Annotated in this window: 22 protein-coding genes; 11 read left to right on the top strand and 11 right to left on the bottom strand. The window is 43.6% G+C overall.

Annotated features, from left to right (window positions below; translation table 11 throughout):
• Window positions 1-46 precede the first annotated feature (46 nt).
• Together IPL34_RS18050 and IPL34_RS18045 are read left to right on the top strand one after the other, a co-directional pair.
• Entirely contained in the window at window positions 47-445 is a 399-nt protein-coding gene (locus IPL34_RS18050) for a mannan-binding lectin (protein ID WP_296842889.1), read from the top strand.
• A 312-nt stretch (window positions 446-757) separates the two neighbouring features.
• Entirely contained in the window at window positions 758-1,480 is a 723-nt protein-coding gene (locus IPL34_RS18045) for a hypothetical protein (RefSeq protein ID WP_296842888.1), read from the top strand.
• Window positions 1,481-1,577: 97 nt separating this feature from the next.
• On the opposite strand, the gene IPL34_RS18040 is transcribed toward IPL34_RS18045, so the two are convergent.
• The 3 genes from IPL34_RS18040 to IPL34_RS18030 all read right to left on the bottom strand — a co-directional run bounded on the left by IPL34_RS18040 (window position 1,578) and on the right by IPL34_RS18030 (window position 2,846).
• Entirely contained in the window at window positions 1,578-2,135 is a 558-nt protein-coding gene (locus IPL34_RS18040) for a hypothetical protein (protein WP_296842887.1), read from the bottom strand.
• Window positions 2,136-2,282: 147 nt separating this feature from the next.
• A complete protein-coding gene (locus tag IPL34_RS18035) occupies window positions 2,283-2,594 on the bottom strand; it encodes a CcdB family protein (RefSeq protein ID WP_296842886.1) in 312 nt (103 codons plus the stop codon).
• Entirely contained in the window at window positions 2,595-2,846 is a 252-nt protein-coding gene (locus tag IPL34_RS18030) for a type II toxin-antitoxin system CcdA family antitoxin (protein ID WP_296842885.1), read from the bottom strand.
• A 344-nt stretch (window positions 2,847-3,190) separates the two neighbouring features.
• On the opposite strand from IPL34_RS18030, the gene tnpA reads away from it, so the two are divergent.
• The 4 genes from tnpA (at window position 3,191) to IPL34_RS18010 (ending at window position 5,357) form a co-directional block, all read left to right on the top strand.
• Window positions 3,191-3,619: an IS200/IS605 family transposase gene (gene tnpA / locus IPL34_RS18025; RefSeq protein ID WP_296839491.1), complete on the top strand. Its 429-nt coding sequence runs from the start codon at window positions 3,191-3,193 to the stop codon at window positions 3,617-3,619.
• Between the two features lie 256 nt (window positions 3,620-3,875).
• Window positions 3,876-4,733: an IS4 family transposase gene (locus tag IPL34_RS18020; protein ID WP_296837415.1), complete on the top strand. Its 858-nt coding sequence runs from the start codon at window positions 3,876-3,878 to the stop codon at window positions 4,731-4,733.
• A 46-nt stretch (window positions 4,734-4,779) separates the two neighbouring features.
• Window positions 4,780-5,013 (top strand): hypothetical protein, encoded by a 234-nt coding sequence (locus IPL34_RS18015; protein WP_296837418.1) that lies wholly within the window; start codon window positions 4,780-4,782, stop codon window positions 5,011-5,013.
• A 5-nt stretch (window positions 5,014-5,018) separates the two neighbouring features.
• A complete protein-coding gene (locus tag IPL34_RS18010; RefSeq protein ID WP_296842884.1) occupies window positions 5,019-5,357 on the top strand; it encodes a hypothetical protein in 339 nt (112 codons plus the stop codon).
• A 56-nt stretch (window positions 5,358-5,413) separates the two neighbouring features.
• Here the strand turns inward: IPL34_RS18010 and IPL34_RS18005 are convergent, their stop codons facing one another.
• The gene (locus tag IPL34_RS18005; RefSeq protein WP_296842883.1) at window positions 5,414-6,262 is read right to left on the bottom strand and encodes a hypothetical protein; all 849 of its coding nucleotides are present in this window, start codon (window positions 6,260-6,262) and stop codon (window positions 5,414-5,416) included.
• A 298-nt stretch (window positions 6,263-6,560) separates the two neighbouring features.
• Here IPL34_RS18005 and IPL34_RS18000 point away from each other — a divergent pair, with 298 nt between their 5' ends.
• Both IPL34_RS18000 and xdhA read left to right on the top strand, forming a co-directional pair.
• On the top strand, window positions 6,561-7,523 hold the full coding sequence (locus IPL34_RS18000) for a sigma-54 dependent transcriptional regulator (RefSeq protein ID WP_296842882.1): 963 nt from the start codon (window positions 6,561-6,563) through the stop codon (window positions 7,521-7,523).
• A gap of 71 nt (window positions 7,524-7,594) precedes the next feature.
• Complete coding sequence (xdhA, locus tag IPL34_RS17995; RefSeq protein ID WP_296842881.1) at window positions 7,595-9,016, top strand: xanthine dehydrogenase small subunit; 1,422 nt, start codon at window positions 7,595-7,597, stop codon at window positions 9,014-9,016.
• 21 nt (window positions 9,017-9,037) lie between these two features.
• Here the strand turns inward: xdhA and IPL34_RS17990 are convergent, their stop codons facing one another.
• From IPL34_RS17990 to IPL34_RS17975, 4 genes are all read right to left on the bottom strand, one after another.
• A complete protein-coding gene (locus IPL34_RS17990) occupies window positions 9,038-9,814 on the bottom strand; it encodes an amidohydrolase (protein WP_296842880.1) in 777 nt (258 codons plus the stop codon).
• A gap of 14 nt (window positions 9,815-9,828) precedes the next feature.
• On the bottom strand, window positions 9,829-10,983 hold the full coding sequence (locus tag IPL34_RS17985; RefSeq protein WP_296842879.1) for a pyridoxal phosphate-dependent aminotransferase: 1,155 nt from the start codon (window positions 10,981-10,983) through the stop codon (window positions 9,829-9,831).
• A gap of 92 nt (window positions 10,984-11,075) precedes the next feature.
• Complete coding sequence (locus IPL34_RS17980; RefSeq protein WP_296842878.1) at window positions 11,076-11,687, bottom strand: response regulator transcription factor; 612 nt, start codon at window positions 11,685-11,687, stop codon at window positions 11,076-11,078.
• Window positions 11,684-13,333: a hypothetical protein gene (locus IPL34_RS17975; protein ID WP_296842877.1), complete on the bottom strand. Its 1,650-nt coding sequence runs from the start codon at window positions 13,331-13,333 to the stop codon at window positions 11,684-11,686. The genes IPL34_RS17980 and IPL34_RS17975 overlap by 4 nt, the downstream gene beginning before the upstream one ends.
• A gap of 357 nt (window positions 13,334-13,690) precedes the next feature.
• Here IPL34_RS17975 and pckA point away from each other — a divergent pair, with 357 nt between their 5' ends.
• Window positions 13,691-15,304, top strand: a complete 1,614-nt coding sequence (gene pckA, locus IPL34_RS17970; RefSeq protein WP_296842876.1) for a phosphoenolpyruvate carboxykinase (ATP) — start codon at window positions 13,691-13,693, stop codon at window positions 15,302-15,304.
• Window positions 15,305-15,424: 120 nt separating this feature from the next.
• Here pckA and IPL34_RS17965 read toward each other — a convergent pair whose 3' ends face one another.
• Entirely contained in the window at window positions 15,425-16,432 is a 1,008-nt protein-coding gene (locus IPL34_RS17965; RefSeq protein ID WP_296842875.1) for a hypothetical protein, read from the bottom strand.
• Window positions 16,433-16,645: 213 nt separating this feature from the next.
• On the opposite strand from IPL34_RS17965, the gene IPL34_RS17960 reads away from it, so the two are divergent.
• Entirely contained in the window at window positions 16,646-17,140 is a 495-nt protein-coding gene (locus IPL34_RS17960) for a low molecular weight protein-tyrosine-phosphatase (RefSeq protein ID WP_296842874.1), read from the top strand.
• 32 nt (window positions 17,141-17,172) lie between these two features.
• Here the strand turns inward: IPL34_RS17960 and IPL34_RS17955 are convergent, their stop codons facing one another.
• Entirely contained in the window at window positions 17,173-20,466 is a 3,294-nt protein-coding gene (locus IPL34_RS17955) for an Rne/Rng family ribonuclease (protein ID WP_296842873.1), read from the bottom strand.
• 696 nt (window positions 20,467-21,162) lie between these two features.
• Here IPL34_RS17955 and IPL34_RS17950 point away from each other — a divergent pair.
• Window positions 21,163-22,110 (top strand): RluA family pseudouridine synthase, encoded by a 948-nt coding sequence (locus tag IPL34_RS17950; RefSeq protein WP_296842872.1) that lies wholly within the window; start codon window positions 21,163-21,165, stop codon window positions 22,108-22,110.
• A gap of 153 nt (window positions 22,111-22,263) precedes the next feature.
• Here the strand turns inward: IPL34_RS17950 and IPL34_RS17945 are convergent, their stop codons facing one another.
• Window positions 22,264-23,844, bottom strand: a complete 1,581-nt coding sequence (locus tag IPL34_RS17945; protein ID WP_296842871.1) for a hypothetical protein — start codon at window positions 23,842-23,844, stop codon at window positions 22,264-22,266.
• Between the last annotated feature and the right edge of the window lie 162 nt (window positions 23,845-24,006).

The raw sequence follows: 24,006 nt of genomic DNA, 5'->3' as shown, positions 1-24,006 counted from the left end.
TGCGAGGTAGGGTATGAGTAAAATGCGATTAAAGACATTGGTTTTTATGGCACTAGTATTAGGTGCGTCACAGGTGGCACGGGCTGATTTTGACATGAAAGCAGGACCAATCTGGGATAATGACGATGCTAAAGCTAAATGTGCGGCGGCTTGTTCATTGACATGGAATGGTAACTGGGTCACCAAAGTCGCAGGTCGTATGTCGATTTGTTCGGGTACGAATCGTGCGCTTGATGGTGGGGCTTATATTACAGGCGATGCGACAGGCGGGATTGAAGCAGGACCGATTTGGAATAATGCCGATGCTAAAGCCAAATGCACGGCCACCTTCCGCAATATCAAATGGAATGGTCAATGGACAACCACTGTTGAAGGTGAAATGTCCGTATGCGGTTGTACTGGGGGGAAATTAGTTCCTTGGAGACCGAATGTGATTGATCGTTAGGTATTAATTGAGTGGTGAGGTTAGTTACTGGTTGGTAATTAACTTCATCTATGGCTATAGAGTGCTTAGAGGCTGTCTCAAAAAAATAGCCCTTACCGTATAAATGTAAATCTAGTTCTTAATTTGTACAAAAATTATAATAAAATCAGTTGTTTTAGTGACATATTGCCATTGCTATTCCATTAGCTAACTTGTATTGTTTTCTTACCTTATCAATTTAGCTTAATTCTAAGTTAGTTCTTTCCCTATGAAGCTCTTTTATCTGCCGCCTTAGGTGGTAGGTGTCTATTATTAATCTATGGAGTATTAGTGATGAGTTTTAATGCCATTAACTTGATGAAATCGATTGGTTTTACTGCATTGCTAGCGTTAGGTCTAGGAAGTTCAATTAATCTAGCACAGGCCGAAGAGTTAGGGGATGGAATGGATACGCGCCCAGCGGAGTGTTTGCTAGTGGTTAAAGGCAAAACTTATATTTCGGGAACCTGTAAATATAATGCTGATCCTGATGGTTCGTTTCGTTTGTTTGGCAAAAAGTATTTCACTTATTTGAGTGTGTTTGAGGATGGTACAGCAGAAGCTTCTTGGAATGCTGATCCTAAATCAACCCATGCACACGCTCCACTAGGCGCGTTTAAACGTAAGGGCGCTTGTTGGGTGAATGCTACGGCTAAGATTTGTGCTTGGGACAAAAAGCCAGCCGCTAATGCAGCCCAGCGTATTAAATTCCCGCGTAATGCCACCAGTACCGTTGTCACCGGTAAGCTTAATGGGTTTAAGGAAGAGCTGAATTACGTTATCGAAGTGGGCAAAGGGCAAACCATGACAGTAGAGCAGGTTAATCCGGCTAATAAGCGTGTCACGGTCTGGATTACAGCGCCGAATGGTGAAGATGCGAGCGATGCGGATTTATCTTGTAACAATCAAAAGAAAGTTTCACCGACCTTAAAAGGTGATTACACCCTCAAGGTCAGTGAATGTATGAAAGCTGATCCTTGGAAAGGCGAATTTAAATTAAAAATAACCGTGAAGTAAGAGGCTAGATATTTCTCTTGGTAATGACTCAATAAAGCAAATTGCTTGCAGCATTAAAAATGCCCTGTAAATGTTATTTACGGGGCTTTTTTTGTAATTAAGCTTGCCAAGGGTTTGTAGGGTTTCTGATTGGAGTTGATTCACCAAAAACTTTAAAAGGCTTATTACTTTGAATAACTGAACCATTTTCTAAAGTATAAGTTGCTAGGGTATTTGTATACTCTACCTTTTTAACTCGTACTCCGTTAATACGTGGATAAATATCCAAAGGCTTATCAGCCGAAATAGGTTCTGATATTTGTCCCATTATATTACCATCAGCGTACACTGCCTCAAGGCCATTACCTTTATAAGTAATGCTGACTACAGGGGTTTGTTGTGCTCCAACATGCGTAAATGGAATTGGATAATTTACATCAAAGGTAACTTTGTCTACAAAAGTAGGAGATTGTATCGATGGGCTAATGGTGGGTGGGCGTTGAAGCTTGGGCGTTTGGTTTAGTTGTTGTAATAGGCTAAGTAAGAGAGGAAGAAGCTGCATCAGTTGTACAGAAAATCCACTTACAAAAGGCATACGGTTACTCGTGGGTATATAATTACTAGGGCGAGTGGCTGAGAGGTGGGGACTAATAATATGAATAGGTGTTGAGGTCATGATTAACTCCTAATAATCAGTTTGTTTACTATTCCTATAATAGGCAGGTTATTAGGATTGGTATGGTTTTATAAGTTTAAGCTGGCTATCTTTCTAGATAAAAGGTGCATCTGTAGCCTGATTCAGCCGTTGAAGAGCTACGATGTATTAAAATCCAGTAAATAGAAGGTCTAGGGCTGCTATTATTTCCTGTCTTTTATTAGCCAAAGAGCACACATAATCGCCTAAATATTTTATATGTATACCTGCTAGTTCAGGTGTGGACATGAGCACTTTGTTATTTTCTATCTCAAATACCGGAGTCAGTTGTTGAGCTGCTTTAGCTTGGCTACAAAGCTCTAATGGAACCACCACACGAGTTTTGAGCATATCTAGCAGGTCAGTTTGTAAATCCAATAAATAAGGAATGTTTTGTCGAGTATTAGGATTAGTATTCAGATATACATCAAACTGCGCCATTTAAAAGCTCCTTAATCCATCACTAAATACTCCTCTATCTTCAATTCTTTGGTTATAGGCTTCTAAAGCAGTGCGATTTTGCTCTAACCATTCTTGTTGTTTTTTTTCTTGTATAGTTTTAATCAGTGCTGTCTCTAATAACTTGGAAAGATTAATTTTATAGTGACGAGCTTGTTCGAGTAACGAGCTATTAATGCTTAAATTAGAAGCACGTTTAGGTGAGGTAGGTTCATAAAAAGGCATAGATGACATAGCGAACTTCTACATTGACATGAATAGATGTGGGTATATTATGCGCACCACTAATGCGTGTCAAATGTGTATTTTTATGCGTATGAAAATGTATTCAATGCCTTCGCTAAAGGTAGGTTATGTCTCGGAAACTGTCATACAGCTAGTAGGGAAACTAATGGCTAAATTAACACTATTTTATTAGTATTAGTGGTTTACATTGAGTAGGGAGTAGGGTAATGCCGCATTTGGTATCTAGTGAGGATCTTTTATTAGTCCGTCTTCAAGGTTAAAACCACCGTCTTTAGACGGTCAGATTTATCTGCGATACTAGCTGGATGAAGGTTGGCATGAGGTCGTGAGAGATGGAGTATCGGTATGGAAGCCACACCGTCTACCGGATTGAGTATCACTTTGTATTTGTGACGAAATACCGCTATCCGGTACTGAAAGGGGATGTGGGGTTAAAGATACGGGAGTTGATCCGTCAAACCTGTCAAGCCTTTGAGATAGAAATAGTGAAGGGGGTGGTGAGCAAGGATCATGTGCATTTGTTGTTATCGGTGCCACCGGAGCTAGCACCGAGCGAGATCATGCGCCGAATTAAGGGTCGAAGTGCGGCAAAAATCTTTGAAAGCTACCCGGATTTAAGAAAGCGGTATTGGGGACAGCATTTTTGGGCGCGGGGTTATTTTTGTGCGACTTCAGGGGAATTGAGTGCTGAGATGATTAAGGCGTATTTAGAGCATCACTTTGAACCGAGGTTAGAGGATAACTTTAAGACAGAAGGCTAGACGGGTCTATTCGACCCGTATCCGGACTTTAGTCCTTTTAGCGAACCCTTCAGCTTTAGCTGATGGTTGTTAAGTTAAACAGCAAGTGGAACAGTGTACCTTCCCTATTCAAGCGTTTAGTCACCGTAATCATGTACGTTTAGCTCTCTGTACACGACAAAACCACTAACTTATTGATTTAGCATGTTTGTCATGGAGATGGTGAAAGTCCACCGCTCCTATGTTTTACTCTCTAGTTACCACACAGGAGAGCAAAATGGATCTGAGCGATGGACTACGTGACAGTTTAAAAGCCCACTTGAGTTGGGGCAAGCCCCGTTTGGATTGTTTTGTGGGAATGCTGCATACTTTGCTGAGTGCGCGACAAATGAATTTGGCGTTGTTGGCGGTACACATAGATTCTGACACCGACATTGGTTCCCGCTATCGACGGATGCAACGCTTTTTTAGCCAAGTGTTCTTTAATTACAATGACATTGCCCATTTTCTTATGGGAATGTTCGCCTTTAGTGGTCAACAATACTACCTCACACTCGACAGAACCAACTGGAAATGGGGCAAATCCAACCTCAATCTCCTGACTTTGGCGGTTGTTTACCAAGGTGCGGCTATCCCCGTTTACTGGATGGTGTTGAACAAACGCGGTAATTCTAACCAACGTGAACGTATTGCCCTGCTGCAACGATTTATCAGCCAATTCGGGCGCAACAACATCTTGGGTGTGTTGGCTGACCGTGAGTTTATTGGTGGTCAATGGTGGAAGTGGTTGTCTTCCAAAGAGATTCCCTACTTGATTCGTATCAAGGGTAATCAGTTGATGACCGACAAACACAAAAAAGAGGCGCATGTCCGCTCGCTGTTTGCCAACCTCAAGCCGGGTAAACGGCGCGTTCTCCGTCACCGTCGCGACGTTAGCGGGGAATGGGTTTGGCTCAGTGGCTCAAAGCTGCCCAGTGGTGAGTTGTTGATTATCGCCAGCAACCACTACACGGCTGATCCCATTGGCACTTATCGGCTACGTTGGGAAATTGAAAACCTGTTCCAATGCTTGAAAGGGCGTGGTTTTCACATGGAAGCCACTCACTTCACCAAACCCCTCGCATCAAAAAGATGATGGCGTTGCTTGCCATTGGCTTCTGTTGGGCGCACAAAGTCGGCGAATGGAAGGAAAAAGCCGTCAAGCCTTTGAAGACGAAAAACATGGACGCAAAGAGCAAAGTGTCTTCCGTTACGGCTTGGACTACTTGACCGATTTATTGAATGGAAGGGTACGGGAAAAAGTGGATAGGCTTAGGCTGCTGCTTCTGTTCCTTTGTCCACCACAATTCATGGCGATCGAGGATGGACGGATGAAACTCAGGCGATTTTCTTTTGAAAAAGATTCAATGAGTTAAGCGAATTGTCGTGTACAGAGCGTTTAGCTTATATTTATTTGGTTGAGCATTCGGTTATAGAGGCGACGCAGTTAATGCGAGCTAGTTTAATTCGATTGTTAAATCATTATCAAATTGATCCAAAAAAATATCATGAGATTTTAACACAGGCTTGGGTATTGGCGGTCAGGTATTTTATGAGCCAAACACAGCAGGCTAGTAATGCAGATGATTTTATTGATCAGCATCAGCAGTTATTAGATTCAAAGATTATGCTGACGCATTATTCTAATGAGGTGCTTTTTTCAGATCAGGCACGGTTGCAATTTGTAGAGCCTGATTTGCAGTGGATACCAGCGGTTTAGTGAGTAATATTATTGATTGGTATATTAGTTGCTGCAAATCTAGTATAAATTTTTTATTAGCGTTTGTGTTTTGTTCTGGGTGTAATGTTTGGTATTGAGTTAGCTGGGCTAACAATAGTTTTGATTTTAGCTCGATCTTTTAATTTCTGTTGCGCAATAAAAGCAAATGATTTGCCTGTTCTTTCAGATTCTTGAATTATTTCATTGATTTCCTCACTAGATAACGGGTTTTCGCTTGCATCTATCATAGTTGAAAACTGGTATGTTGCTTCATCCTCATTGCTTGAAGGAGTTGTATGCTCGATTATATTATCTATTTCGACACTTACAGCTTCTTGCATTCCAGAACCAATTGAACCGAAATTATGTTTAAACCATGATCCTTGCTCTATTGAGTTTTTTAAAATGAATAGATCATGATCTGTAAAAGGAACATGAAAGTCGTTAAAGTTAATAAATTGTCTACCATCAATTGTCATTTGAAAGTGGTAGTGAGGATAATTAATTGATGTTCCTGTATGTCCATTAAAGTCATTTTTTGAGCAATCAAAAGTCCACTCAATATTTTTCCATCGGACTGTATAAGATATTATCTTGCTATTAGACTTTTCATCACTCAAGTCGTTTATATTTGAAAGAAATCTTTCCTGATTTGCACACCACCTAATAAATGCTGCTATGTTTACATAGCTATATTGGGAATAAATTTTAGGAAAATCCTTTTTTTTGAATTTGCATTGACGAAGGAGCCAGTGCAAACAGGGCTGATCATTACTAATAGTCTTAAATGGTTTATTACAGAGGTAGCAAATTCCTTTTTTATAGCCTTCTTTAAATGCTTCTGCTTGTCTATGATGCTGCTCATGATCGAGCCTATTTATTTCTTCAATTTCTTCTGTAGACATGCTCTCAAAAAATTTTCGGTATTGATCAGTATCGTAGACCACAGGAAATCCCTTTAAAAATCAAATAATTTTTTACACTACTGTAAATATTTAACATGTTTTAGTATAAAGAATTATACCGCCGACCAACGGTAATTTAAAGCATTATTAAATTTAGAAAACATACATCAATACTTGCTAGACAGTGCTGTTCCACCATGCCTATCAAACTCAGCTTTGAGTTGCTACCTTTCATTCCATGCCTAAAGGCTATCCTCTTACCTTGTAAAAAATGATAAAGTACTCAAATGATTAGTTCTTGATACTGCAAATTATGACTCAACCCTTTGCTGCTCTTTTGACCCGCGCCCCCATCATGGAGGCAGTCTTACGCTCCGCACAATTAATCGCTCAGACCCATGCCAGCGTGCTCATCACGGGCGAATCTGGCACAGGGAAGGAGTTGGTAGCGCGTGCCATTCACCAAGCCAGCCCCCGCGCCCAACAGCCTTTTATCAGCATTAATTGTGCCGCTTTGCCCGAAACGCTAGTTGAATCCTTAGTATTTGGTCATCGCAAAGGCGCATTCACCGGAGCCGATAAAGCCCAGCAAGGTCTATTTGCCGCCGCACAACAGGGCACGGTCTTTCTTGATGAAATTGGTGAGCTACCTTTGGCGCTACAGCCCAAACTATTACGCTTTTTAGAGTCTGGTGAAATTCTCCCCCTCGGAGAGTCTCACGCGCAACGCCTCAATGTACGTGTGCTGGCAGCGACTCATTGCGATTTAGGGCAATTAGTGCAAGAGGGTAAGTTTCGCGCCGATTTGTATTACCGCCTGAATATTGTGCCCGTCGAATTGCCGCCCCTACGCGAGCGTCGAGAAGATATTGCACTATTAAGCCAGCATTTCTTAGCCGCCTGTGCCGCTCAACATCAATTACCCGCCGCTAGTTTTACTAAAGCCGCGTTGCAACGTTTAGCTCAACATGCGTGGCAAGGTAATGTGCGCGAATTGCGTAATCTATGTGAGCGCTTGAGTATTTTACTCGCAGGGCAAACCATTGATGCGTCTAATCTTCCCTTACCCGCGAGCACTGTAGTTCAGTCGGAGGCTAATAGTTTTGCTTTACCGCATAACGGGGTGAATTTAGAGCAATTAGAGCTGGATTTACTCAAGCAGGCTCTGGAGCGCACCCAAAATAATCGTTCCCAAGCAGCACGTTTATTAGGGATTAGCCGCGATGCGATTAATTATCGACTGAAAAAATATTCTTTTTAGCGCTATAGTGTGCTCTAGACCTTGCTAGTCCCAAGAACACTACCCTTGATGGATGGATGAAGGAGTGCGCAGTGATCCAGTTTTTATTGAATAACCAGCTAGTGACACTAGCTCAGCTCGATACCAATACGACGGTATTGGATTATTTGCGCTTACACACACACCAAACCGGAACCAAAGAGGGTTGTGCCTCGGGTGATTGTGGGGCGTGTACGGTAGTGCTCGGTGAGTTAAATGCTGAACAAGCAGGCTTAAACTATCGAGCGATTAATAGTTGCATCACCTTACTAGGCGCACTACAGGGTAAGCAACTGATTACTGTGGAGTGTTTGGCCCAAGCCGAGCGCTTACATCCGGTGCAGCAAACGATGGTGGATTGTCACGGCTCACAATGCGGCTTTTGCACGCCGGGTTTTGTGATGTCTATGTTTGCCTTATGGAAAGAGCAACCTGCACCTAGTCATGAACAGATTGACGTGGCATTAGGGGGTAATTTATGCCGTTGCACAGGTTATAAACCGATCATTCAAGCCGTACAGCAATTGAGTCATTATGCCACCGAAGATCAATTTAGCGCTCAAGCCCAGCCAACTATTGAAGCTTTAAAGGCTATTCAAAATCCCTCAAGCCCCGCGCTGCACAGTGCAGAGCAACAGTACTTTTTGCCTAATACTCGCGCCGAATTAGCCGCTTTATTAGTGCAATATCCAGAGGCTCGAATCGTAGCGGGTAGTACCGATTTAGCCTTAGAGATTACCCAAAATCTTAAACAGCTAGCGCTCTTGGTGGGTGTGAATCAAGTACGTGAAATGCAGCAACTGCAAGTACTCGATGACAAAATCGTGATCGGTGCAGCACGCCCTTATAGTGATTGTATTGAAGTCCTGCAAACTCACTATCCCGCTTTTGCTGACATGATGAAACGTCTAGGCTCTCAGCAAATTCGCAATCAAGGTACATTTGGCGGCAATATCGGAACAGCCTCGCCCATAGGGGACACTTTGCCAGTGCTCTTAGCTTTGAATGCGGCAGTAGAGCTGCAACAAGGTGAACGGGTACGCTTAGTGAACTTAAATGACTATTTCACGGGCTATCGTAAAACAGTATTAGAGCCGAGCGAATTTATTGCGGCGGTACATATTCCTCGCTTGCAAGCAGGGCAAGTGTTAGTAGTCGATAAAGTATCTAAGCGTTTTGATGATGATATTTCAGCCGTGTGTGCCGCGTGGGTGTTGACGCTCAAAGACAATGTTATTGCATATGCCAGAAGCGGCTATGGTGGTATGGCAGCCACACCTGCTCGAGCCTTAAATGCTGAACAAGCTTTAATAGGCAAAGTACTCAATCCAACAACGATTCAAGCCGCCCAACAAGCCATTACTCAAGATTTCAAACCTATGAGTGATGTGAGAGCGAGTAGTTGGTATCGCATGACCGTAGCGCAGAACTTGTTGGAACGGATGAGTCTAAGTTTGATACCTTCTAAGACTTAATCTAGAAGGACGTTAAGTGCATTACTTTAATTCAAATGCATCTGCATCACGCCACGCCGGAAATTGCGCTTTGAATTGATTTAAGGCTTCCAAACTCAAAGTGATCGTCTCAATAAACGGAGTACTCGGCGCATGATCGACGAGTAATTCGCCTTTAAAATTCACCGCTAAGGAATCTCCCGTATAATTTAAACCTAAGCCATCCTGACCGACGCGATTAACGCCCACTACATAGCTCAGATTCTCAATCGCACGCGCTTGCAGCAAAGTACGCCACGCCATGCGCCGAGGCTCTGGCCAATTCGCTACCACAATAGCTAGGTCATAGTCATTACGATTACGCATAAACACGGGAAATCTCAGGTCGTAACACACCTGCGGCAGAATACGCCAACCCTTATAAACAAAGGTTTTGCGCTCAGTTCCGGCTTGATATTTTTCTGGTTCTTGGCTCATGCGAAACAGGTGATGTTTATCGTAATGATTCACCTCACCTTCGGGCGGTACTAAGATAAAGCGATTCACAAAGCCCGTATCAATTTGGGTAGCCATCGAGCCGCAAATGGCTGCATTTAAAGCGCTTGCTTGCTGCTTAAGCCATTGTACTGTTTCACCGTCAAACGATTCAGCATGCCATTCGGGTTGCATACTAAATCCAGTCGTAAACATTTCAGGCAGTATAATTAAATCAGTTTTACCCACTAGGCTTTTAAAAGCATTAGTAAAGTAATCCCGATTCGCTATGGGGTTTTGCCAAATTAAATTAGCTTGCATTAAAGTGACACGTAGTTCATTCATTTTTCAAACCACTCCTAAATATTTAAACTGCGTAAGCGAGCCGTACCATGTCTTAATGTTTCACTATTTTTAGCAAAACAAAAACGAATCAATTTCATATCAGCAGGTGGATTTGCATAAAATACCGAAACCGGAATCGCAGCTACTCCAATATCAGTCGTCAGCCAACGGCAAAAGGCTACATCATCTAAATGACTTAATTCGGTATAATCCGCTAGTTGGAAATAGGTTCCGCTACTGTGGAGTAATGTAAAACGAGTTTTTTGCATTAAACTCGTGAACTCATCGCGTTTAGTTTGATAAAACTGTGGCAATTGTTCTATATGCTGAGGGTCATCACGCATGACATCAACTAGCGCATATTGCATAGGCGTGCTAGTAGTAAAGGTTACATATTGATGGATTTTACGGAATTCTTGAGTGAGGGCTAGAGGCGCTACACAATAGCCAATTTTCCAGCCTGTCGTATGATAAGTTTTACCAAACGACGATATAACAAAGCTGCGCTCATATAATTCAGGATGACGATGAATACTGGCATGTTCTAAACCATCAAAAATAATATGCTCATAGACTTCATCTGACACTATTAAAATATCGGTATTACGCACTAATTCAGCTAATTGATTTAAATCGTTTTGATCTAACACAGTGCCAGTGGGATTATGCGGAGTATTGATAATAATTAAACGGGTTTTAGGATTAATAGCGTCTTTTAATTGTTGCCAGTCCATTTTAAAGTCGGGAGGTAGTAAGTTTAAGTGTACCGCTTTACCGCCATTTAAAGTAATCGCTGGCTCATAACTATCATAAGCAGGGTCAAAAATAATCACTTCATCGCCTTGACGCACTACGGCACTAATTGCATTAAACAGCGCCTCAGTTGCACCAGAAGTAATAGTGACTTCATCAGGTGAAACCGGATTACCATATAAACGTTGCACTTTAAGTGCGATTTGCTCACGTAAGGCTGGAATACCTGCCATAGGTGCGTATTGATTTAAGCCTTGTGCAATATATTTTCCTACCCCTTCTAATAAGATTTTAGGGCCATCAAAATCGGGGAAACCTTGGGATAAGTTTACTGCTTTAAAGTCAGTCGCGAGTTGTGACATGACGGTAAAAATGGTGGTTCCAATATGCGGTAGTTTGGAGCTAGGGTAGTTCATCGTTGGGTAACTGCTTGATCAAGTGAGCGGCTAGTTTAGCATGAGACTACTAGCCCTAGTAGCCGCCTCTATGACGGCTTGAGGTAGTACTTTTATAGCAGTCTATTTTTAGTTAAATAGTCTGCTAGCTCGATCTTATTGTGGGTCGTAGTACGTTGGTAGATATTCTCAATATGCTTTTGTGTACCGCGTGGACTGATATTTAAGTGACGCGCTACTTGTTTGGCTTGCAGCCCGCGTGCCCATAATTTTGCAATTTCCAACTGGCGCGGCGTCAACACGGTAGAAATCGGTTGACGTGAATACTCGCGGCATTTGTCTGGAATGACCATGACACCATTACAAACTGCTTTCACACTATCGACCAGAGCTTTAGCGTCAATGCTTTTGAGCTGATAGCCATCCGCACTAGAGTCGGTAAAACGCTCACACATTTCAGGTGAGTCATACATACTCAACAGCAGTACATGAATATGAGGATAAGTGGCTTTCAAACGCTCGGTCGTTTCAAAGCCATCCATCTGTGGCATGCTAATATCCATCAGGACTAAATCAGGCTGCAATTGCTCCACTAAAATCAATGCATCCGCGCCATTATTAGTCATCGCAATCACTTCAATGCCAGTGCTCGAAGTAAAAACTGAAGCATTACCTAAGCGAGCCAGTTCATGGTCATCAACAATTAGCAAGCGAATAGGGTTCATGAATGTGACTCCTGAGTAGAGGGTGAGAAGGGAATACTGATACGAATAGTGGAGCCTTGTTTAGAGAAATTCGCTTGAAATTGCCCCTTAAGATCGTGCTCAACTCGATTCTGCATGTTTTTTAAGCCTATTCCTCTCGATGCATTGTTTTGCGCACCTTTGCCATCATCATAAATAACCAGATTGAGTCCGGTGGAGGTTTTTAAGAACTCAACCTCTACTTGGTGTGCATGAGCATGGCGCTCAATATTGGTGAGCGCTTCACGGATGATAAAAGACAAATGGCTACTAATAGGCTCTGGTAATTCTGACCAGCGCAAATTGCCTGAGCGCTGGGTAGGGATGCGAGTACGTTGTTTAAACTCAAGCAACATTTGATCTAAACCGTCAATGGCTTGTTCGCTAATATCATGCGAGAGTTGGCGAGCTTTTTGCCCTAGATCATCCAGTGCTTTAAGGGACGCACTTTTATAAGTTTGGGCTAGTGGGGGCGGGTTAGGTAGTTCAATAGCTTCAATATTACGTTTGACGGCTACCATCGTTTGGCAAATATCATCATGCAATACTTTGGAATAGTCTAATAAGGCTTGTTTAGGCACTAACACTGAATCTAGATGGGAAGCACTAGAGGCCGCTTGAGAACGCAAACGTTTGATTAACCATGCAATGGAGGCTAGCAAAGCCAGTAATAAGAGGATACTAGCCACCACGCCAGCCATTAACCAAGAGCGTGCTTGTTCTAAATGGTCACTTCGATTTAACCACAGCAGCCAGTCGGAAAGGGTTTGAGTAAAGCTATCCCCCTCGCGGGCTTGTTCTAAAGCTTGTCGCGCGGCAAGACCTGATGCGCCATTGATCCAATTATTGACTGAGGTAGTAATATTAGTGTCGGGGTTATAGATAACGACTACATAATCTTCACGTAAAAAACTACCTAAGGGTGGTTCGATACTAAATTCATCCTGCATATCGCCTAAGTTTTTACGGCGAATATCTTCTAAAATCAATGCATCGCTGGCGTAAGCTTTTAATGTTCCCTCCCGTAATTGTTTAATCACTTCGGCACGGCTTTCTACTGGCACTAGCTCAGTATGAGGAAATAGGCTACTAACGCTACCTGTGGTAAGGGCTGGAGCGCTTTTGTATGGCTTGGTAGAGTTCTTGGCTTTTGAGTTTTCTTTAGGTGTATTTAAAGGGGTAGGCTTGAGTATGCCTATTTGTAGGTCTTGTCCTTCATATAGTTTGTCAATATCGTCTTTATGGATCAGCACTTTCGTTTGAGTAGTAAAAAAAATTTCACTAAAGCGCCCTGTGTAGAATTCAGTGTTTAATTCTTGGCGGCGTTTAAAATTACTAGAGCTAGGGCCGCATTGGACTGACATTTGTCCTTTATATTTTTCCGCAAATACACCAAAGCGCTCATCGACGCGCATAATTTCTCTGGGTTCAAGATCATAATTTTTACTTAGGAAACCAGCTAGTGCACCGCAAAAGCCCGACAAACTACGGTCATCATTAATACTGACTGGACTACCATCTGCGGTGGTACTAAAGCCAAAGATGAGCTTTGGCTTAGATTCTGCTTGTAGTGTGGGGCTGAGTAATAAGAGCAGGCTAAGCAAATTTAGCCAGAGTCTAATGCGCATGCTATTGCATCCCTCAATAACGTGTTGATTGTTCATAGTACTAATAGCAGTAAACAAGCCCTTAACGCAATTGATAGCGTACTGTTTGATAAGTATTTTTAGAGTAATAGTACGTATTGATTTAGCTGCGTTTTTATGCAAAGGGTGTCTATAAATGTTTCAAGTTACTGTACCAGTATGCACTTTACTAGGGCGTAAACCTGCTATGTCGACAATATTCCAAAGGGATAGCAAAATTGCTGGTTGAATACGTTTGAATCTGGCTTTTTAATGACTATAATGCAGGTCTTTACAACGCCACTTTTAAATATGTCGACACTTATCTAAGCTTAAGTGCAACATGGAACGAACCGGACTATGACAATGAACACAATCGCTACCTATTTAGCAGAAACTTTAGGTTTAGGTGAGTTATCTGCCATCCACTGGAATCAAACTGCTCCAGTCCTCTATGAATCCGCTGTGCGTAATGGTGAAGTCCAAGTAGCCGAGGGCGGTTCGATAGTGGCTTATACTGGCACTTTTACCGGACGTGCACCGAAAGAAAAGTTTACTGTTGAAGAGGATACCAGCCGCGACTATATCTGGTGGGGCGATGTGAATAAGGGCATGAAAGAAGCTCATTTTGAGCGCCTACTAGCCGATGCCCAAACCTTTTTAAAAGGTAAAAGTGTTTATGTGCAGGATTTACTAGCGGGTGCTGATCCTAGTTCAGAGTTACCGATTCGTGTCATTACTCAAACAGCATGGCATGCGTTATTTGCACAAAATATGTTTATTCGCCCTAACGAGTTGGGACGTGAGTTAGGGGTGGCAGAGCCGCGCTTTACCGTCTTACATGTACCTGAAATGCAAGCTGATCCTGCGGTGCATGGTACTAATTCAGGTACCTTTGTGATTATTAATTTCAAGCAGCGTTTAGTCCTCATTGGTGGTACACACTATGCAGGCGAAATTAAGAAATCGATCTTCTCAGTGATGAATTATGTGCTGCCACGTCAGGGCATTATGTCCATGCACTCCTCGGCAAATGTCGGCAAAGAGGGCGATGTAGCGGTACTCTTTGGTCTGTCCGGTACAGGTAAAACCACACTCTCAGCCGATCCAGAGCGCCAATTAATTGGTGATGATGAGCACGGTTGGAGCGATCAGGGCGTATTTAATATTGAAGGTGGTTGCTATGCGAAGGTTATTAATCTGTCGCAAGAGCAAGAGCCTATGATTCATAAAACCACACATACTTTTGGCACAGTACTCGAAAATGTGGTGATGGATGAAGTGACCCGTAAGCTCGATTTGTTTGATGGCAGTATTACCGAAAACACTCGCTCTAGTTACCCTGTGACTCAAGTTCCGAATGCTTTATATCCGGGTAAAGCGGGTCATCCTAAGCATATTATTATGTTGACCTGTGATGCGTTTGGGGTCTTACCTCCGATTGCTAAACTCAGCACTGAGCAAGCGATGTATCACTTCATGTCAGGCTATACAGCTAAAGTAGCGGGTACTGAAAAAGGGGTTACTGAGCCTACCGCCACCTTTAGTACTTGTTTCGGTGCGCCTTTTATGGCCTTACATCCTTCGGTATATGCGGGTCTATTAGGTAAGAAAATCAATGAGCACGGTGTGTCTTGTTGGTTATTGAATACGGGTTGGAGTGGGGGGGCTTATGGTGTGGGTAAGCGTATGAAGATTAGTCATACCCGTGCCATGTTAAATGCTGCTCTGAATGGCGATCTAGAGCATGTCGCTATGAAGGTTGATCCTATTTTTGGTCTGAGTGTGCCCACTGAATGCCCAAATGTACCCACTGAAGTATTAGATCCATCTTCAACTTGGGAAGATAAAGCCGCTTATGAAGCAAAGGCTACGCAATTAGCGAGCTCTTTCCACGAAAACTTCAAAAAGTATGCAGAAGGTACGAGTGAAGCGATTCGTAATGCAGGTCCACTTGCAGGGCGAAATAGCTAAGCCTTTAAGCGGTTAAGTTCATTCAGTGACAGAATGAGTTTGATCCCTGCTTCGATATAAAAAAAGACTTCCTTTATGGCTTAATGAGGATAAAGGAAGTCGTGGCTCAAAAACACTAGCTTAAAGTCTTGCTAAAGTATTCGCTTGATAGGTATTTAAACGCGCCCGCCAGCTATTTAAAAAGCGTGCTTCACGTCGCTCTAGGGGAGCATTAGCAATGCGTTGTAGCAAGACATCTTCAGCGGCTAAACGGAAGGCTTCTAAGGCTCTCGCACCCGCCGTAGTCGGCTGCATAGTGAGTAATACATGGGCTAAACCCCAGCCTTGATTACGGTAACGATCATTAGGATTTAAGCCATCCCCCTTAAAGCTTAAATAATCGAGTAAAACGTATAAACCCTCAGGGGTTTTGATTAAAGTCTGATAGTTTTGATTAATAATCGCTTGTTCATGTGTATTAAACTGACTCAATAGCTCAGGACGAGCTTGTTTTAAATGGTCTAACATAAAATTGGCTTGAAGGTTTTTAGTCCTAGCTAAAAAGGCTTGTAACTCAAGCATTTGAGCATCATTAAGGGCGCTGTCAAATTCGCTACGATTTTTCCAAGGACCACCGCGTGCGGGACGCTTTGCCAGCCAAGCAGGTAATGTTACCCCGCGCATTTGCATATAGTGCAGTAATTCTGGAAAGGTATCATTTTGCTTATAGACTTGATGGTTATTGGGATACCATGTGAAATGACCGATACCTAAAACAGCGTAATTACCGCCATTGTGCCAACGGACTAATTTTTGTCTATCGCCAGCGGTTTCATTAAGATAAATTTTCTCAGCAATAGCGCTTAAATCTTGCACAGAGGTTTGGGGTAATACGGTCGGTTGATACACGCGAGCGATGGGTGCAGTGATAGGTTTTGGCGCGGTTGTTTGTGGGCGCACAACGGCTCTATTTAGTGTTGGACTCGGTGCATAATTCGGATGATAAGCCACGGGTAAGGTATTGGGTAAAGCGGGATAGTGTGCTACGGTGGTAGTGGATTTAGGTTGAATAACTGCGACGGGAACAGGAACAACAGTGCAGGCAGATAAACTCGCTACGACCCCCAGCGATAGGATAACCTGTTTCATAGTAAGCCCTTATTAATATAGTAAAATTATTGGATATTAGTTTTATTTAGCCCTTCATTGAACGCAATTTATGAGCAAAGTGCAAGCCCTTGCGTAAAAAATTATTAACACACACTGTTAGTGTTAAATGTTAGGGGAACAGAGCCTTCCCTGAGTATTCCGAGTATAATTGAGCGTTTAAGATCCTATTGGAATCTCAGCTTGGAGAACACAATGGCTAAAATTAAAGTGCTTATGGTCTGCATGGGCAATATTTGTCGCTCCCCCACCGCTCAAGGCGTACTAGAGGCGAAATTAGTGCAGCGTGGCTGGCAACACTATGTTTTTGTCGATTCAGCAGGTACGCATGCCTACCACACAGGTAGCCCACCGGATAAGCGCTCGCAACAGGCAGCATTACGACGCGGTATTGATTTATCAGAACAACGCGCCCGTTTGGTGAATGAGTTAGATTTTGCTGAGTTTGATTATGTGTTAGCTATGGATATGCATAATCTGCAATATTTACAGCGTACTATCCCTGCTATGTACAAAGCAAAGTTGCGGCTGTTATTAAGTTTTGCTCCTCAACTCCCTGAATTTGCTGAAGTGCCTGATCCCTATTACGGTGGGGAAAATGGATTTGAGCGGGTATTAGATTTGATTGAGGAGGCAACCGAGGGATTACTCGCGGATATTGAACAGCGCCTCAACTTGGCTGGGCGTTAAAGCCCAACCAAGTCAGTTTGAGTAGTTAAGATTTACTCAAGAGGTTGATGCATCCAAGACGGTAGCTTCTTAATAGGAGCTACTGGTATAGGAGCAGGCGTTTCTTCCGTTTGCTTCAGTGGTTCTTCGGTGAACCCTTTGGACTCATTAGTTTGCAGTTCAGTCGCTACTGGGTCATGACCGTTAACGGTGATGCTATCGTCAGACTCCGTACCTAAATCAAGTGCTGGACTGCCATTGACTATGGCGTGATCGTTAGCTCCCTCGGTTGTTGGCACTGTATCAGTAGTGGTTACAACCGGTTCCGTAGAGATGCTAGGTAGTGGGTTACTAGCATCAGCCTCCGGCTCGATTTGGCTCAACTCGGTCGAGTTGTTGAGGGCTGTTGTGGTAACAGTCTCTTCAACTTCAACTTCAACACTAACTAAGGTAGTAGTAACACTGACAGTTTCTAGTTCATGAGTTTCTAGCTCATGAGCTTCAACCTCGGCAGCTACTTGCTCCACAGTCTCAGCAGTAATCGCCAATAAATCACGGGTAGGATCTAAGACAGTGATTTCTGGCGTGGGAGCTACTAAAGCGGCTAATTTAACCTCTTTATCCTCACTGGCAGGGGTGGTGGCTACTAGATCATCAAATAAATCCGCCTGACTCTCAAAAACCGGAGTGTCTTCTACAGTGGTATCTAGCGTGAAGGTGATTGACTCCTGCTCAGCGTCAATTGATGAGCTAGAGGGTTGCACCAGATCAACGATAACGTGTTCTAGCGCATTATCAGTGGCTTGAGCTTGTACTGCCTCATCGAACACTAATTCCGGCTCATAGCTAGGGTATTCAGGGGCTGGATCAAAGTCACTGCTAGTCGCCAATTCAGACGTTTCACTCGCCTCCTCTAACGCCCAAGCAGGTACATTACCATCCTCATCGATAATGGGCGCACCGCGTTCTGGACGAGCTTCACGACGACTACGGTGGCGTTGTGAGCGGCGGCGGTTATGACCATTGCGTGGCACAAAGCTAGAGGGTTCGTTTGGAGTTTCGGTTTCAGTCTCAATGTCTGATTCCGTACTGGTAGTGCTTACGGCAGACTCTACTTCCTCTTGAGTTGAGATTGTAACCAGCTCCACACTGTCCACAGCCACTTCAAGCTCAGTGTCCACCTCATCCCGTCGACCCCGACGGCGATTACGCCCTCGGCCTCCGCGTAAGTTATTATTACCATTAGTCTCACGCGGTGCAGGTAGGGTGATTTCTACCGGAGCCTCATCCGCTACCTCTGGCTCTACACTATAAGTTTCCTCTAGCTCAGCCTCTACTTTGCGAGGTTCAACGCGCTCCTTATCCCGACCTCGACGTTGTTGACGACCATTGCGCTCATGGCGAGTAGGACGCGCAGCACGCATAGGTACTTCGTCTTCCAGCTCTTCAGCATCGTTATCTACTTCTACTGGATCGTTATACAGATCGTCTAGCTCTTCATCCAAATCACGCGCGGAGTGTTTAGGTCTAGTAACTGCTTCAGCTTCAAAACTATCGGTATCAATAACCGCTTTACGTTGACGGCGCTCATCGCGGTTTTTGCGCTCATCACGTTGCCGAGTGGGTTCTAAGTGTAGCGGCTCTGTACCAAATAAGTTACCTAGAATACGCCGAATCAAACTGGTTCCACGCTCTGCCACTAAAGGCTCATCAGCGACACGACGACCTTGAGGCGCAGGTTGAGTTGGAACCACATTACCTACTACTGGAATATCAATAGGTTGCTGTACGACCTTAGTGTCATTACGGGCATCATCAGTGGTATGAGGGGTATTTTGAATATGCTCGTAACTGGGGCCAATGGACTCCATCTCATCACTACGAATACGAATAATTTCATAGTGAGGTGTATCTAAATGCGGATTAGGTACGATAGTTAAAGTAATATCGCGTCGTTGTTGAATACTGCTAATCGCTTCGCGTTTTTCATTGAGCAAGAAAGTAGCCACTGGAACAGGTGCTTGTACAATCACATGTCCGGTCATTTCCTTCATCGACTCTTCTTCCATCAGGCGCAGAATCGATAGAGCCAGAGAGTCGGTATTGCGAATATGACCGTGACCTTCACAGCGTGGGCAGACTAATTGACTCGATTCCCCCAATGACGGACGCAGCCGTTGACGTGACATTTCCAGCAAGCCAAAGCGTGAAATGCGCCCCACTTGTACCCGTGCACGATCTACTTTGAGCGCATCACGTAGGCGGCGTTCGACTTCGCGCTGATGTTTGCTAGGTAGCATATCGATGAAGTCAATGACAATAAGACCGCCTAAATCACGTAAGCGTAATTGACGCGCGATTTCATCAGCCGCTTCTAGATTGGTATTGAGCGCGGTTTCTTCAATATCCTGACCTTTAGTAGAGCGAGCCGAGTTAATATCAATCGACACCAGCGCTTCGGTGTGGTCTATAACAATGGCGCCACCAGAAGGTAAATTCACAGAGCGTTGGAATGCCGTTTCAATTTGATGCTCCACTTGATAACGGCTAAAGAGCGGAGTGGATTCTTTGTAGTGCTTTAATTTGCGCAGATTCTGCGGCATAACTGCCTGCATAAAATCATGAGCTTGTTTATAAACCGCAGAATTATCAATCACGATCTCGCCAATATCGCGCCGGAAATAGTCACGTAAAGCGCGAATAATGACATTGCTTTCTTGGTATAACAGGGTGGGGGCGGGATGATGATTATAGGCGTAAATAATCGCTTCCCATAAGGTTTTGAGGTAGTCCAAATCCCATTGTAATTCTTCTAATTCACGGTCTACCCCAGCAGTGCGTACAATCGCACCCATATTATCGGGAATATCTAAATCAGACAGGGTTTGTTTAATTTGTTGCCGATCTTCGCCTTCAATACGGCGCGATACACCACCGGCTTTAGGGTTGTTGGGCATTAATACTAAATAGCGTCCTGCGAGGCTAATATGCGTGGTGAGCGCTGCACCTTTATTACCCCGTTCTTCTTTATCGACTTGAACAAGAATCTCCTGTCCTTCGCGTAATACATCTTTAATATTAGCGCGACCATTGGTCGCATTAGCACTAGGGTGATAATACTCTTTGGCGACTTCGCGGAATGATAAGAAACCATGACGTTGAGCGCCATAGTTAACAAAGGCAGCTTCTAAACTGGGTTCGATGCGGGTAATGACACCTTTGTAAATATTAGCTTTTTTCTGGGCTTTAAAGGTGTGTTCAATGTCTAGATCATATAGACGTTGACCATCCACCATGGCGACCCGAATTTCTTCAGGTTGTGTGGCATTAATTAAAATACGTTTCATGTACTACATATCTCGTTTATGTAGCACCTGTTAGAGCACCCCGGTTTAGGACTAACCCTTAGCCACTAATGAATAGTGGTTTTAAACTTTTTCCTTGTTTTTCAGGTGGTTGATTATGCCTGATTGAAACAGTGTTGAAGTTATGCTGTAAGCTCCATAGGCTATTCAGTTGTAAGGTTGTATCACAGGAAGGGCTAGTAATTCAGTTATTTGGCGACGTTATAGTTAAGCTTGTGGCTTAATTGTTGTTAAACAACTGTTTTATTAGCTTGCTTAGTCAGAAGCCAATGGGCTTCTCACCTAAAATCGGTTTTGCCTACCCTGTCTAAACAAAAGTTGCAGGTACAGGTACTACGGTTCTTGCTTGCGCCTTATACAGGTAACTGACCCGTATAAAACAGTAGTGATCTAGCGTAGCGGCAGTATTGTCTGTTAACCCAATACACTTTCACCTTGGCATCGTCTACGCTGATCGATCAAACTCTAATCAAGAATTTGATTGAATCGTTTGGGTATGAACCCTATCATGCCTGCATCTCATGCAGGGATGGGTTACTTGGCAAATCTAATGACAGTTTGTCGCCAGATTTGAACCCTATGCGAATATATCAATTTGACTAATTACATTCAATTAGGATTACGTGCACGTTCAGGTAAAAACCTAGTTGACTACTCTATTTTGTTCTAGGTGAGGCAATGGCCGTTCAATATCACACCGTTTCGGAGCACGAAGCGGGTCAGCGTATCGATAATTTTTTATTACGCTATTTTAAAAATGTTCCCAAAAGTGTCATTTACCGCATTATTCGTAAAGGTGAAGTGCGGGTAGATAAGGGACGCATCAAGCCGGAGCATAAATTAGCTTTAGGTGAAGTGGTGCGTATTCCTCCCGTGAAACAGGATGAAGTCCCTGAGGATACTAAGTCGCTGGCCTCGCATAGTTTATTACAGCAAATTGAGCGGGCGGTCATTTTTGAAGATGAGCAAATCATTGGCATTAATAAACCAGCAGGTATTCCGGTGCATAGTGGTTCGGGACACGATGTGGGCTTAATTGAGGGTTTTCGCCAATTGCGTCCCAATTTACCCTATGTCGAGTTAGTACACCGTATTGATCGGGATACTAGCGGGGTAGTAGCTCTGGCTAAATCGCGTGAAGCCTTAACTCAACTGCATGCTTTAATGCGTGAGGGCGAAGTGGATAAACGCTATCAAGCTTTAGTATCAGGGCAGTGGAAGGATGGTGTGCAACACATTACCACTAACCTCATGCGTGAGCAGAATGCGGCTAAGGGTCACAAAATGCGCGTCATGGACAATGACGACGAGGGGCAAGAAGCCGAGAGTATTTTCACCCCTAAGCGCATTATGACTAATGCGACCCTCATGGATGTCAAAATTCTAACCGGACGTATGCATCAAATTCGGGTGCAGTTAGCGCATTTAGATCATCCGATTTTAGGGGATGATCGCTATGGTGATTTCGCCCTCAATCGAGAAATGAAAGCTTTTGGTTTAAAGCGTATGTTTTTACATGCGAATCACATGGAGTTTGTTTTGCGTTTGACAGGGCGACGCTATCGTTTAGAAGCGCCTTTGCCCGCCGAATTGCATCAGGTATTGCGTGAACTACAAAAGCTTTAGGCTAGGGATGAAGTGGTGTGTTTATATCGCCATCCCTCAGAGGGCTGACACGTAGGTCAGCCCCTACAGTGCTAGCTATGCTCAATCTAAGAGGGATGACACGTAGGTCGGCCCCTACAGCGCTACTTATTCCCAAATATCGGATACCTTTAATTAAAAGCGTTGTAACGCCTGCAATTTGGGGGCTTGATTATCGGGTTGAAGAATATGTTCTTTCATACCCCAAAAACCAAAAAAGGCATGTGGACGAGGAGAGGAAAAGGCTACAAATAATTGCCCACCCGCTTGTTTAAAACCTTGTAATAACTGGGTATAAGCCTGACCCATACGAGGATCACGATTAGCCTGTGATAGTAAGGGATTAGGGTGCTCCTTACGCGATTTAGTGCCGTAATGTACCAAATGTTGTCCACCCTCGTAGGCAACCATGCGTACCTTGTAAGGAGCAATCAGCTCAGCATGTTTTTGTGCTTGCTTAAGCGTGGCGTCAATACCATAGGGATTTTTAGGATCATTAATTAGGGCAAAGACATCATTCACGGTTTGTGCTTGCATGAGTTCATTTTGATGAGCGTAGAAATAGGGGGCGATAGCAAATACATCGGTATGCTCATACACATTGTCGGGCTTTAAAAAGTAAGGGGTTAAATCAGGGCGACCTGACCAGCCACCAATGACTCGGACTAAACGTTGCTTACCCCCAAAGGCTTGCTCAAAGAGTTGGAAAATTTGCTTACTGCGTTTACCGTAGTAATTAATTCCCGCCATAATCGGGTCTTTGCCTAAACCCTGTTGCATGCCCATTTGACGCACGTATTTGGCTTGAGAAAAGGCTTCATTCCACGCCTCATTGGTGTACTCAATATAGGCTTTGAGAGTGGGGCGTAAATTCGCTGCGACCAAAGCGGCGTATTGTTGTACTAATTGATCATTGGCACGGTGCGGAATATTAAACCAAGCATTAGCGTTTAAAGTATTCGCCATTTGTATCATGACTTCGAGTGGTACACCGCGCTTACCTTCTTTGCCGCCCCATGTGGCTTGGGCTACATTCGGCATTTGTTGCCATGATTGAATTTCATTGCGGGTAATGCCTGACATATTCATAAAGCGAATGGTTTTAAACTGTTTCATGAAATTGAGGTAGTCTGGGTTAAATAAGACCTCAGCGCTATGCTCAGCAAAGCTCAAATAAGCCTTGCCTCCGCAAGCCGCCGCACCTTGTACCGCCTTAAATGGATTGCCCTGACAAATACCTCCGGGCATAGTGATCTGGATATTGCGAATCGGGTCTTTAGGGTCGGATTGAGTAATCACTAAGCCCGCATTTATTTCATTGGAGGCATTAGGTACTAATTCAATAATATCCTGATTAGGCTCGTGTTTAATGACTTTGACATCTTCTTGATAAGTGACTACACCCTTGCCTTGATAACGCACCGTGTATTGCCCTTTAGGGAGGGCTTCATAGGGCATCCAGCGAATGAAATAAGTCCCTGCTTGTCCCCCATTTAAGCTACGTACCCAACCTAGATTATCGACTTGAATAGTGCCTTTAGTGAGACTGGATTCACGAAAGGGTTCTGAAGTTTTAAATAAATCTACAAAGGGCAAACTAGCATCAAAATGAGTCGATTCATTGGTATTAATGCCAATAAAAGGACTGGCTGCAAAGCTTGGTAGGGTAATGCCCAACGTCAAAAATGAAGCTAACATCCACTGTTTAAGTTGCATGTACATTCTCTTGGTTTGATTGATTAAAGTATCGGCAGTATAGCAAGCTACCTTCAGTACTTTAACGCATGAACTAGCATTGTTTTACGCATCAATTATTGGGGGGGAGAAGAAGCTTAAGGAGCAAAGAGGCAGTTATTGCTATTCGGCTAGTTTCAAAGC

Source organism: Thiofilum sp. (assembly GCF_016711335.1).
Lineage (GTDB): Bacteria > Pseudomonadota > Gammaproteobacteria > Thiotrichales > Thiotrichaceae > Thiofilum.
Note: the sequence above shows the minus strand (reverse complement) of the source record. Positions and strands in the feature narration are given on the sequence as shown.